Source organism: Pseudomonas sp. A014, from assembly GCF_052378495.1.
Classification (GTDB): Bacteria; Pseudomonadota; Gammaproteobacteria; order Pseudomonadales; family Pseudomonadaceae; genus Aquipseudomonas; species Aquipseudomonas machongensis.
On sequence record NZ_CP199001.1, the window covers coordinates 1,251,550 to 1,263,036 of the forward strand.

At 64.6% G+C, this 11,487-nt stretch carries 13 protein-coding genes; 8 read left to right on the forward strand and 5 right to left on the reverse strand.

The genetic code is table 11. From position 1 onward, the window contains the following. Positions 1–70: 70 nt before the first annotated feature. The 3 genes from ACTYOL_RS05985 to ACTYOL_RS05995 all read right to left on the reverse strand — a co-directional run bounded on the left by ACTYOL_RS05985 (position 71) and on the right by ACTYOL_RS05995 (position 1,906). Positions 71–853 (reverse strand): OmpA family protein, encoded by a 783-nt coding sequence (locus ACTYOL_RS05985; protein WP_054895064.1) that lies wholly within the window; start codon positions 851–853, stop codon positions 71–73. Positions 854–903: 50 nt separating this feature from the next. Continuing rightward, positions 904–1,317, reverse strand: coding sequence for a DUF4398 domain-containing protein (locus ACTYOL_RS05990; RefSeq protein ID WP_054895063.1), 414 nt, complete (start codon positions 1,315–1,317; stop codon positions 904–906). Between the two features lie 244 nt (positions 1,318–1,561). Beyond that, positions 1,562–1,906 (reverse strand): pilin assembly protein, encoded by a 345-nt coding sequence (locus tag ACTYOL_RS05995; RefSeq protein WP_197893188.1) that lies wholly within the window; start codon positions 1,904–1,906, stop codon positions 1,562–1,564. 156 nt (positions 1,907–2,062) lie between these two features. On the opposite strand from ACTYOL_RS05995, the gene ppc reads away from it, so the two are divergent. The 7 genes from ppc to ACTYOL_RS06030 all read left to right on the forward strand — a co-directional run bounded on the left by ppc (position 2,063) and on the right by ACTYOL_RS06030 (position 9,211). Further along, positions 2,063–4,690 carry a phosphoenolpyruvate carboxylase gene (gene ppc, locus ACTYOL_RS06000; protein WP_444757664.1) on the forward strand — a complete coding sequence of 876 codons (2,628 nt, stop codon included), beginning with the start codon at positions 2,063–2,065 and terminating at the stop codon, positions 4,688–4,690. A gap of 259 nt (positions 4,691–4,949) precedes the next feature. Then, positions 4,950–5,600: an adenylate kinase gene (gene adk, locus ACTYOL_RS06005; RefSeq protein ID WP_444757665.1), complete on the forward strand. Its 651-nt coding sequence runs from the start codon at positions 4,950–4,952 to the stop codon at positions 5,598–5,600. Between the two features lie 87 nt (positions 5,601–5,687). Beyond that, the gene (gene tsaB / locus ACTYOL_RS06010) at positions 5,688–6,356 is read left to right on the forward strand and encodes a tRNA (adenosine(37)-N6)-threonylcarbamoyltransferase complex dimerization subunit type 1 TsaB (protein WP_444757666.1); all 669 of its coding nucleotides are present in this window, start codon (positions 5,688–5,690) and stop codon (positions 6,354–6,356) included. Between the two features lie 131 nt (positions 6,357–6,487). Then, positions 6,488–6,784 (forward strand): hypothetical protein, encoded by a 297-nt coding sequence (locus tag ACTYOL_RS06015; RefSeq protein WP_444757667.1) that lies wholly within the window; start codon positions 6,488–6,490, stop codon positions 6,782–6,784. A gap of 3 nt (positions 6,785–6,787) precedes the next feature. Continuing rightward, entirely contained in the window at positions 6,788–7,657 is an 870-nt protein-coding gene (locus ACTYOL_RS06020) for a DUF72 domain-containing protein (RefSeq protein ID WP_444757668.1), read from the forward strand. Between the two features lie 27 nt (positions 7,658–7,684). Continuing rightward, on the forward strand, positions 7,685–8,515 hold the full coding sequence (locus tag ACTYOL_RS06025) for an isocitrate lyase/PEP mutase family protein (RefSeq protein ID WP_153773978.1): 831 nt from the start codon (positions 7,685–7,687) through the stop codon (positions 8,513–8,515). Between the two features lie 6 nt (positions 8,516–8,521). Then, positions 8,522–9,211 carry an extensin-like domain-containing protein gene (locus ACTYOL_RS06030; protein ID WP_200603174.1) on the forward strand — a complete coding sequence of 230 codons (690 nt, stop codon included), beginning with the start codon at positions 8,522–8,524 and terminating at the stop codon, positions 9,209–9,211. Position 9,212: 1 nt separating this feature from the next. On the opposite strand, the gene ACTYOL_RS06035 is transcribed toward ACTYOL_RS06030, so the two are convergent. Further along, a complete protein-coding gene (locus tag ACTYOL_RS06035; protein ID WP_054895054.1) occupies positions 9,213–9,836 on the reverse strand; it encodes a hypothetical protein in 624 nt (207 codons plus the stop codon). A 94-nt stretch (positions 9,837–9,930) separates the two neighbouring features. On the opposite strand from ACTYOL_RS06035, the gene ACTYOL_RS06040 reads away from it, so the two are divergent. After that, complete coding sequence (locus ACTYOL_RS06040; RefSeq protein WP_444757669.1) at positions 9,931–10,713, forward strand: class I SAM-dependent methyltransferase; 783 nt, start codon at positions 9,931–9,933, stop codon at positions 10,711–10,713. Between the two features lie 93 nt (positions 10,714–10,806). Here ACTYOL_RS06040 and ACTYOL_RS06045 read toward each other — a convergent pair whose 3' ends face one another. After that, positions 10,807–11,442: a TetR/AcrR family transcriptional regulator gene (locus ACTYOL_RS06045; protein WP_444757670.1), complete on the reverse strand. Its 636-nt coding sequence runs from the start codon at positions 11,440–11,442 to the stop codon at positions 10,807–10,809. Positions 11,443–11,487 lie beyond the last annotated feature (45 nt).

Genomic DNA, 11,487 nt, shown 5'->3' on the forward strand with positions numbered 1-11,487 from the left:
CATCGCTGTTCCCCAGACATGAAAAACCCGCCATCAAGGCGGGTTTTTCATATCACTCACGCAACCTGTATCAGCGCATGGTGGAACGCGGCTGAACTGGCTGGTTGTCGTTGGAGATGGTCACCTCCACGCGACGGTTCTGCGCACGGCCCGAGTTGCTGGAGTTGTCCGCGACCGGATACTCCTTGCCATAGCCTTGGGCGACCACGCGGGATGGGTCGATGCCAGCACGCAGCAGCGCACGGCGCACGCTTTCGGCGCGACGCTCCGACAGGCCCTGGTTGTAGCTGGCCGAACCGACGCTGTCGGTATAGCCCTCGACGATCACCTTGCGCTCCGGGTTTTCCTGGAGGAAGTTGGCCAGGGTGGTGATGTTCGGCAGGGCGCTGCTCTTCAGGTCAGCCTTGTTGAAGTCGAACAGCACGTCGCCGAAGGTCACCAGCGTACCGCGGTCGGTCTGCTTGGCGTTGAGGCTGTCCTGCAGCTTCTTGATCTGCGCGTCGCGGGCGTCCAGCTTGGCCTGGGCGCGTTGCGCCGCCGCATTTTTGATATCGGCTTCTGCGGTACGCAGGGCGATGGTCTGTTTGGCGACTTCGACACGCTGGTTGGTCAGGTAGGCCAGTTGATCGACCTTCTTCTCGTCTTCGCGGTCCATGTAGGCCTTGTCAGCCTTGTTCAGCCAGTCCTGGGCATCCTTGGTCTCGAGGGCTGCCAGCTTGCTCGCCTGCGGATCGCTCTGCAGCGCCGAGAAGTTGGTGCGGGCCGATTCCAGGTTGGCGTTCGGGTCGTGCGAGCACGCAGCCAGACCGACGCTCAGAGCCAACAGGGCAGGGATCATTACGTAATTGCGCATTGTGTTCATCCTTTGATCGATAACGAAGGCAGGGGAATACCGGACAGGCCTCACTGGGCGCTGCGCAGGCCTTCCTCACGTACGTCCTGAACGCCCTGGCGGGCATCCTGCACGGCTTTCTGGGCCTTGGCTGCCTGTGCCTTGCGCTCGGCAACGCGGGCGTCCCATTCGGCCTGTTCGGCCAGTCGCTTGGCTTCGTCGTACTTCTTGTCATGCATGGCGATTTCCGCCTGCTTGAACTTGTCCTGCGCCGCTTTCATCTCCACGGCGGCAAACTCGGTGCCGCCTGCGCTGACGGCAGAGTTCACGGCAGACTGGGTCACCGCATACTGCTCGGTCGGCGGGTTGCCAGCACAGCCAGCCAGTACCAGGCTGCTGCCAAGCGCCAGCGCGGCCAGCTTGAGCCCGCGCAGAGAGTTGGACGGGAATTTTTCGGTGCGGGTCTTCATGGTGGTCAACTCCATTGGATCACTCCTGATAACGATGTCCGTGGCAGTCCATCGCTCCCTGACATACGCATGTGCTCGAGTCCAAAGCCAAACACCATGCGTGCAGGGTTTTTGCGTGATGGCTATTGGCTCCGACTTGAGCATTTTCAGAATAGTTCAGAAAAAGTTGCGTAGGCTTCGTAATTATTTCTGACTGGTCAGTCAGTGCTTTTCCTACGGAACTATTGCCATGCGCGGCAGTATTGCTGGGCCTTTCGGCTCAGGCGTCGCGCTTGGGGAGCGAGTGGCTGAGGTCGTGCAGATGCCGCCGCGACAGGCTGAGGAAGCGTGGCGTGGGGCCGATATCTTCGTACAGGGGATCACCCTCTTCATCGGTGGCGATCACCTGCTGGCCCTTCACGTAGGGGAAGCTGGCTTCGAGTTCTTCGAGCGCGGCGGCAACCAGTTCGCCGAGCAATTCTTCGGTGGTGCGCTTGGGGTACATCTCGACCAAGGCTGCCAGGCGCGCTTCGGACTCCAGGTCCAAGTGCAGGTGGTGCCCGGTGGGGCTGAGGGTGCCGGCGGCGTTCTGTTCCCAATGTTGTGCGAGCTCGCGGATTTTCATGATGACCTCTGTAAAACCATGGCATGAGCTGTGAGGGCCGTCTCTTCACTTTAGTTGCATTGGCCGATCCCGGCTTGCCTTGCGGGGGCGCCTGTGGGCACTCTTGGGCAATGACCTGGGCGGCGGCGCGGGTGGACCGCGCGATGAGGAGAGCCAATGACCGATATCGATGTGCGCTTGCGTGAGGATGTCCATCTGTTGGGTGAACTGCTGGGCGAGACCATCCGCCAGCAGCATGGCGAGGCATTCCTGCAGAAGATCGAGGATATCCGTCACAGCGCCAAGGCCGATCGCCGTGGCGCGGCCGAGCAGTTGAGCTCCACCCTCGGCGATCTTGCAGACGATGACCTGTTGCCGGTTGCCCGGGCCTTCAATCAGTTCCTCAACCTGGCCAACATTGCCGAGCAGTACCAGTTGATCCATCGCCGTGGCGCCGACCAACCGGCGCCGTTCGAGGACCGTGCTCTGCCCGAGTTGCTGGCGCGCCTCAAGCAGGCAGGGCATGGCAACGATGCCTTGGCCCGGCAACTGGCCAAGCTGGACATCCAGCTGGTACTCACTGCCCACCCCACCGAAGTGGCGCGGCGTACGCTGATCCAGAAATACGATGCCATCGCCGCGCAGCTTGCCGCGCAGGACCATCGCGACCTCACGCCGGCCGAGCGCCAGCAGGTGCGCGAGCGCCTGCGCCGTTTGATCGCCGAGGCCTGGCACACCGAGGAGATTCGACGCACCCGGCCAACGCCGGTCGATGAGGCCAAATGGGGCTTTGCGGTGATCGAGCATTCCCTGTGGCAGGCGATTCCCAGCCACCTGCGCAAGGTCGACAAGGCGCTGTTCGAGGCCACGGGCCTGCACCTGCCGCTGGAAGCGGCGCCGGTGCGTTTCGCCTCGTGGATGGGCGGCGACCGCGATGGCAACCCCAACGTCACCGCCCCGGTCACCCGCGAGGTGCTGTTGTTGGCACGCTGGATGGCGGCCGACCTGTTCCTGCGCGATATCGACTACCTCGCCGCCGAACTGTCCATGCAACAGGCCAGTGACGCCCTGCGCGCCAAGGTGGGTGACAGCGCCGAGCCCTACCGCGCCTTCCTCAAGCAACTGCGTGATCGCCTGCGTGCCACCCGGGCTTGGGCGCATGCCTCGCTGGCCGGTCCGCAGCCTGCCGGTGCGGACGTGCTCGCCGACAACCGTGAACTGATCGAACCACTGCAACTGTGCTATCAGTCGCTGCACGACTGCGGCATGGGTGTGATCGCCGACGGCCCGTTGCTCGACTGCCTGCGCCGGGCGGTGACCTTCGGCCTGTTCCTGGTGCGCCTGGACGTGCGTCAGGATGCGGCCCGGCACCGCGACGCGCTGTCGGAGATCACCGAGTACCTGGGGCTCGGGCGTTATGCCGAGTGGGACGAAGAACAGCGCATGAGCTTCCTCCAGGCCGAGCTGAAGAATCGTCGGCCGCTGTTGCCCGCGCATTTCCAGCCCGAGGCCGAGACTGCCGAGGTGCTTGCCACCTGCCGCGAGATTGCTGCAGCGCCAGCGGCATCGCTTGGCTCCTATGTCATCTCCATGGCTGGCGCAGCATCGGATGTGCTGGCCGTGCAACTGCTGCTCAAGGAGGCCGGCCTGACCCGGCCGATGCGCGTGGTGCCGCTGTTCGAAACGCTCGCCGACCTGGACAACGCAGGCCCAGTGATGGAACGACTGCTCGGCCTGCCGGGCTACCGTGCCGGCCTGCACGGGCCGCAGGAGGTGATGATCGGTTACTCGGACTCGGCCAAGGATGCCGGTACCACTGCAGCCGCCTGGGCGCAGTACCGGGCGCAGGAAAACCTGGTGCGCATCTGCCGCGAACACCAAGTCGAACTGCTGTTGTTCCACGGCCGTGGCGGCACCGTCGGCCGTGGCGGTGGCCCGGCCCATGCGGCGATCCTTTCCCAACCGCCAGGTTCGGTGGCGGGGCGTTTCCGCACGACCGAACAGGGCGAGATGATCCGTTTCAAGTTCGGCCTGCCGGGGATCGCCGAGCAGAACCTCAATCTCTACCTGGCGGCGGTGCTCGAGGCGACCTTGCTGCCGCCGCCACCGCCCGAGCCTGCCTGGCGCGAACTCATGGACCAGCTCGCCGCCGATGGGGTGAAGGCTTATCGCGCGGTGGTTCGCGAGAACCCCGATTTCGTCGAGTACTTCCGTCAGTCCACCCCGGAGCAGGAACTTGGGCGCCTGCCGTTAGGCAGTCGGCCGGCCAAGCGCCGGGCGGGCGGCATCGAAAGCCTGCGGGCCATCCCGTGGATCTTCGGCTGGACCCAGACGCGCCTGATGCTGCCGGCCTGGCTTGGGTGGGAAACGGCGCTGGGCAATGCCCTGGCGCGCGGCCAGGGTGAGCTGCTGGGGCAGATGCGTGAGCAGTGGCCGTTCTTCCGCACCCGCATCGACATGCTGGAGATGGTGCTGGCCAAGGCCGATGCGGAAATCGCCAGGGCCTACGACGAACGTCTAGTGCAACCGGCGCTGCTGCCATTGGGTGCGCATCTGCGCGACCTATTGTCGCAGTCGTGCCAGGTGGTGTTGGGCCTCACCGGCCAGCCGGTGCTACTGGCACACAGCCCGGAGACCCTGGAATTCATCAGCCTGCGCAACACCTACCTGGACCCGCTGCACCGCCTGCAGGCCGAGCTGCTGGCCCGGTCGCGGGTGCGCGAAGCCGCTCTGGACAGCCCGCTGGAGCAGGCCCTGCTGGTGACCGTGGCCGGTATTGCCGCCGGTTTGCGCAACACCGGCTGAGGCCGTTCGGCAGCGCAGCAGCAGGCTGCATGGTGGTGCAGGCACGGGGTGTATCGGGGTAGGTTGCGATGGGTGCAACCTGCTCGGCAAAACGGCGCCAGATGGGTTTTCGTGCAACTTTGGAACGCTTGTCTGGCTGCCGGGCGCTGTGTATCTTGAGCAGCCTTTTGACCGATTTTCCGGTCTGATCCGATTTTCCGGACTTGGCCCTGAACGCCGAATCCATTGATTTGCAATAAAAAAATATGAGGAGCACAAGATGCGCGTAATTCTGCTGGGAGCTCCCGGGGCCGGTAAAGGTACTCAGGCAAAGTTCATCACCGAGAAGTTCGGTATTCCACAGATCTCCACCGGCGACATGCTGCGTTCCGCTGTCAAGGCCGGCACCCCGCTGGGTCTGGAACTGAAGAAAGTCATGGACGCCGGCCAGCTGGTTTCCGACGATCTGATCATCAGCCTGGTGAAGGAGCGCATCGCTCAGCCAGACTGCGCCAAGGGCTGCCTGTTCGACGGTTTCCCACGCACCATCCCGCAGGCCGAAGCCATGGTCGCTGCCGGTGTCGACATTGATGCCGTAGTCGAAATCGCCGTGGACGACGAAGAGATCGTCGGTCGCATGGCCGGTCGCCGCGTGCACCTGGCCTCGGGCCGCACCTACCACATCCAGTACAACCCGCCGAAAGTGGCAGGCAAGGACGATGTCACCGGCGAAGACCTGATCCAGCGCGACGACGACAAGGAAGAAACCGTGCGTCACCGCCTGTCGGTCTACCACAGCCAGACCAAGCCGCTGGTGGACTTCTACCAGAAGCTGTCCGCCGCTAACGCCGGCAAGCCCAAGTACGCCCACATCGAAGGCGTCGGCTCGGTCGAGTCGATCACCGCCAAGGTGCTGGCAGCCCTGAGCTGATCGCCCTCTGCGTTTTACAACGGCCCGCTTGCGGGCCGTTGTCGTTTATACTGCCGCTCTTTTCCCTCTCGCCTGGATACACGTTCGATGACCACCCTGCTGGCCCTGGATACCGCCACCGAAGCCTGTTCCGTCGCCCTGCTGCATGACGGCAAGGTGACCAGCCATTACGAGGTGATCCCGCGCCAGCATGCGCAGAAGCTGCTGCCGATGATCAAGCAGTTGCTCGCCGACTCCGGTATCGCCCTGAGTGCAGTGGATGCCATCGCCTTTGGCCGTGGGCCTGGGGCCTTCACGGGTGTGCGCATCGCCATCGGTGTGGTCCAGGGCCTGGCGTTCGCCCTCGAACGCCCGGTGCTGCCGGTGTCGAACCTCGCCGCCCTGGCCCAGGGAGCGTTGCGCCAACAGGGCGTGCAGCAGGTGGCCGCGGCCATCGATGCGCGTATGGACGAAGTGTATTGGGGCTGCTACCAGGCGCATGATGGCGAAATGCGCCTGCTCGACCAGGAGCGGGTGATCGCACCTGAGCGGGCGGCGCTGCCCCAGGCCGGCCAGTGGTTCGGTGCCGGCACTGGCTGGGGTTACGGCGAGCGTCTGGCGGTGCAGGTCGAGCGTTGCGATGCCCAGGCCCTGCCGCATGCCCTGGATATCCTCAGCCTGGCCGGTCATGCCTGGGCGCGTGGCGAGGCGGTTGCGGCCGAACAGGCGCAACCGGTCTATCTGCGCGATAACGTCGCTACGCCCAAGGCGCGCTGAGTGCAGTTCGTCGGCTATTGCCGTTCGAGATAAAACCTTTTGCGCGAACTGTGGTCCAGTTATCACACGCGCATTGGTGATGGAAGCCTGATGCTGCTAGATTGCCATCATTGCTCACGAGTGCACCCATCATGCGCATCGACGGTTTCTCCTCACAGTCCTACCCGGTCAAGCGTGCCCCGCGCAAGGCGTTGGTGCGCGACGAGAGCATCGACGATGCACAGGTAATCGAGGACGCCGAAGACGACGAAGCCGAGCAGATTGTCCGCGCCAACCGCCGCAGCGCCGGCCTGCCTGCGCGTCAGCAGGACATGGTATTCCCCCGCGCCCGTGACCGTCGCACCGCCACCGCGCTGGCCAGCTACCTCAGCACCGCCGGTTTCACCGATTGGGAGATGGAAGTGCTGGGGTTGGACCTGTACATTTGATGGATGAATCCATCGCCTCTGCCTTATCACCTCGGTTGTCCGTCCTGGAGCGAGAACGCTTGGCGCGACTACCTCTATCCCGCCGACGCCCGCCCTGCTGAATACCTTGGCCTGTACAGCCAGGTGTTCAATGCGGTCGAGGGCAACACCACCTTCTACGCCCGTCCTGCGCCCGCCACGGTGGAGCGCTGGGCCCAGGTCATGCCCCAGCGGTTTCGCTTCACTGCGAAGTTTCCCGGTGACGTCAGCCATGCGGGCGATCTGCGTGATCAGCTTGAATCCGCGCTGGACTTCACCCGCCTGTTGGCGCCGCTGGGCGAGCGAGTAACCCCCTACTGGTTGCAACTGCCAGCGCTGTTCGGGCCGGCCCGATTGGCGGAACTGAGTCACTTTCTCGACGAGATCGGTGTGCCAGTGGCTGTCGAGGTGCGCAACGATGCCTTCTTCGCCCGTGGCGATGAAGAGCGCCTGCTCAACCGACTGTTGCATAAGCGCGGTGCGGAGCGGATCTGCCTGGATCCGCGGGCACTATTCAGTTGCACGTCGCGCGACCCGGCGGTGCTGCACGCGCAGGCCAAGAAGCCCAAGGTGCCGCCGCGTCCGGCCGCCTTCAGCCAGCACCCGCAGGTGCGCTTCATCGGTCATCCGGAGTTGGCTGCCAACGACTGCTTTCTCACACCCTGGGTAGACAAGGTCGCCGGCTGGATCGAGGAGGGGCGTTGCCCGTACATTTTCCTGCACACCTCCGACAACCGCCTGGCCGCAGCCTTGGCCCAGCACTTTCACCAGCGCCTCATGGTGCGGTTGCCGGGCCTGGCGGCCTTGCCGGAATTGCCGCGCGCACCTGAGGTCGAACAACTGGGATTACTCTGACCCCCAGACCTTGCCGGAGACCTGATCATGGATGTGCAAACCCTGCGAGCCGAAGCCTTCAAGATGTTGCATGAGCGTGATGGCGCCTTCGTCATCGCCAATCCTTGGGACGCCGGGTCCGCCAAGCTGCTGGCTGCGCTGGGCTTCGAGGCACTGGCCACGACCAGCGCAGGATTGGCCTTCAGTCTGGGCCGTCCTGATGCTGAGGGCGCTCTGAGCCTCGATGAAACCCTGGCCAACGCCCAGGCCATCGTCGATGCCACACCTCTGCCGGTGGCCGCAGATCTGGAGAACGGTTTCGGCGACCGGCCCGAAGACTGCGCGCAGACCATCCTGCGTGCCGCCGAGGCCGGGTTGGTGGGCGGCTCGATCGAGGACGCCAGCGGTCGCCGCGATTCCCCCATCCATGACTTCGACCTGGCCGTCGAGCGCGTACGCGCGGCAGTGCAGGCGGCCCGCAGCCTGCCTTTCCCGTTCACTCTCTGTGCCCGTGCAGAAAACCTGCTGCACGGGCGCTTGGACCTGGATGACACCATCAAGCGGCTGCAGGCGTTCGCCGAGGCCGGTGCCGATGTGCTCTATGCCCCAGGCCTGCGCAGCGTCGATGAGATACGAGCAGTGGTGCAGGCAGTTGCGCCCAGGCCGGTCAATGTGCTGATGGGCATGGCAGGCGTGCCGCTGGGGGTGAACCAGTTGCAGGACCTGGGTGTGCGGCGCATCAGTGTGGGTTCATCAATGGCCAGGGCGGCGCTGGGGGCTTTGCAGCGTGCGGCGCTGGAGATCCGCGACCAGGGCACTTTCGCTTACGGCGAGCAGGCGGTGCCGTTCGCCCAGCTCAACGATCTGTTCCGACGCTGATCGGCCATGCGCTTGCTGGCGACGCTGTTGGGCGGGCTGATGGTCGCAGGCGCTGTTGCCTGGTATCTCGGATGGCGCCCCCCGGCGGCGTGGAACCCCTGGGCGGCGCTCGATGTGCGTCAGCCGCCGAACCTGCTGACGGCCTACAAGCTGTCACGCCTGCGTGACGACCCGGATCTGTGTCGACAGGCACTGCAAACCTCCGCGCTGCGTTATCGGGAACAGGCCGACAGCCCGGAAACGGCGCGTTGTCCGTTACGCAACGTATGGCGTATCGAAGCTGGCGAGGCGCGGTTGAGCAGCAGCTTTCTCGCCAGTTGTCCGCTGGCGGTGGCCTATGCGCTGTTCGAGACTCACGGCCTGCAGCCTGCGGCGCAGCGTGTGTTCGGCCAGTCGGTGGCACAGGTGGATCACCTGGGCAGCTTTGCCTGTCGCAATGTCTATCATCGCGAGCAGGGGCGGCTTAGCCAGCACGCGACGGCCAATGCCCTGGACATCAGCGGTTTTCGTCTGAAGGATGGCCAGCGCATCGTGCTGGCGCGAGACTGGCAGGCGGGCGGGGCGAAGGGGCAATTCCTGCGCGAAGTGCGCGACGCGGCCTGCGAGAGCTTCAGTACGGTGCTTGGGCCTGACTACAACGCCGCCCACGCCAATCACTTTCATCTGGATGCGGGGCGGTGGCAGGTCTGTCGCTGATTTAGGCGTGTACGCGCACGTTGTTCAGCACCACCGGGCGCGCCCAGTGGGTGTCGAACTCCAGGTCGGTCTGCTGCTTGGCGAGAGTCGCGTCGTCGAAGGGTTCCGGGGCGGGCTCTAGCAGGTACTTTTCCAGTTCGGCGATTGGCAGGTGCAGCGGACGCGGCGAAGGCGCCGGGCCCGGCTCGGGCGAAGGATGGCCCTGGTTCATCACCAGCGGACGTAGCCAACTGCCGTTGAGGTCGAGCTGGCGCTGCTGCTCGATCAGTTCGCTGGCGCTGAAGGGTTCGGGGGCCGGCTCCAGCAGGTTGGCTTCCAGTTCCGCCTTGGGCAGGAACAGCGGCTCTGGCGGACGCACCTCGGTATCCTGAACCGGCAGCGCGCGCTGAATTTCGATCAATGCCAGCGCCTTGGCGCCACCCAGTGGCTCGCCGCTGTCCTTGTCGTACTGGCGAGTCAATGCCTGGCTGAAGCTGTCCTGCTCTTCTGCGGACTGCTCGGCCATCGCGCGGGCGAAGAAGTCCTGCCACAGGTGGCTGACGCCGCCCAGTGCCTGGGTATTCTGGCGACCGTAGTTGCCGACTGGCGACAGGTAGGTCAAACCGATGGGAAGAGTATCTGACATGGCAGTCGCGCGCGTTGTGCTCTGGCAGAATAGCGGATAGAGCTTTTATCGGCCGTGGCCGGGGTTTCATTAATTTTTTCGAGTGCGGGATCGGATGGCAGAGCAAGAGCAGGGCACAGGTATCAGGATCGAGGCGCTGTCGGCGTCGTTCCAGGCGCAGGCACAGGAATGGTCGCAGCGTCTGGGCCTGCCGCAGGTGGATGACGCGGCGGAGTTCGCTGTGCAAATCGGTGCTGATGGTCTGCAGATCCAGCAATTGGGACCGCAGGCTCCCGGCCCGGTCCGGGTGGATTTCGTCGAAGGGCAGGCGGCGCATCGGCGCCTGTTCGGCGGCGGCAATGGACAGATGATCGCAAAGGCGGTCGGTATTGCCCAAGGCGTTCGCCCCCAGGTGCTCGATGCCACTGCGGGCCTGGGCAAGGATGCCTTCGTGCTGGCGAGTCTGGGCTGCCAGATGACCCTGATCGAACGTCAGCCGTTGATTGCTGCGTTGCTCGAGGATGGCCTGGCGCGTGGGCGCCTGGATGCCGAAGTGGCGCCGATCGTCGAGCGCATGCGCCTGCTGACCGGTAACGCCATCGAGCGCATGCGCGATTGGCAGGGCGAGGCGCCGCAGGTGATCTACCTTGACCCGATGTTCCCGCATCGTGACAAGAGCGCGCTGGTGAAGAAGGAAATGCGCGTGTTCCGCCCGCTGGTGGGCGACGACCTGGATGCTCCGGCACTGCTGGAGGCGGCGCTGGCGCTGGCCAGCCACCGGGTGGTGGTCAAGCGCCCGCGCAAGGCGCCGATCATCGACGGGCCGAAGCCGAGTCACAGCCTGGAAGGTAAGTCCAGCCGCTACGATATCTATCCGAAGAAGGCGTTGAAGGCTTAGGGGAAGCCAGCTCGAGGGGGGGCGCCGAACCGCCGCGAACACCGGCAAAGCCGGTGCATGAGCGCGATGTACTTTTCGCGGGCAAGCCCGCTCCTACAGGGGGCTGCTATACGCCCGCATGAACACCCCGACCACCTCGCGCACATGCTGCTCGGCTTCCTCTCCGGCCAGCGGCGGTGCGCAGCCCAGCAGCAGGCGGTAATCGGCAGCGCCCTTGATCAGGCAGAAGAAATGCTCGGCGGCGCGCAACGGATTCTCGATCCGCAGCAACCCACGCTCGTCGACACAGCGCAGCAACGCCTCCATCTCGGCCAGCACCCGCTTGGGCCCCGCCTCGTAGAAGAACTGCCCAAGCCCCGGGTCCTGGCTGCCCAGGGCCATGATCAGGCGCGTGAGCTTGACCGACTCGTCGCTGCTGATCAGTGCCTGGAAGCCTCGGGCGATGTTGAGCAGCACGTCTTCGATCGGCACGCCCTCGGGCAGCTCGAAGATCAGGTCGGGCAGCTGCGTCTGGCAGGTGGCCATGACTGCCGAACCGAACAGGGTCTGCTTGTCGTTGAAGTGGCTATAGACCGTGAGTTTTGAAACACCTGCCGCCGCAGCGACCGCATCCATGCTGGTGTTGGCATAGCCAAGGCTGAGGAACAGCGATTTGGCGGCTTCGAGGATGGCCTCGCGCTTGGCGAGATCCTTGGGCCGGCCAGGGCCTGTGGGTGCGTCGATGGGCATTGGAATCCGTGTCTGTCTGATGAAGCGCTCATATTACCGGGTCGC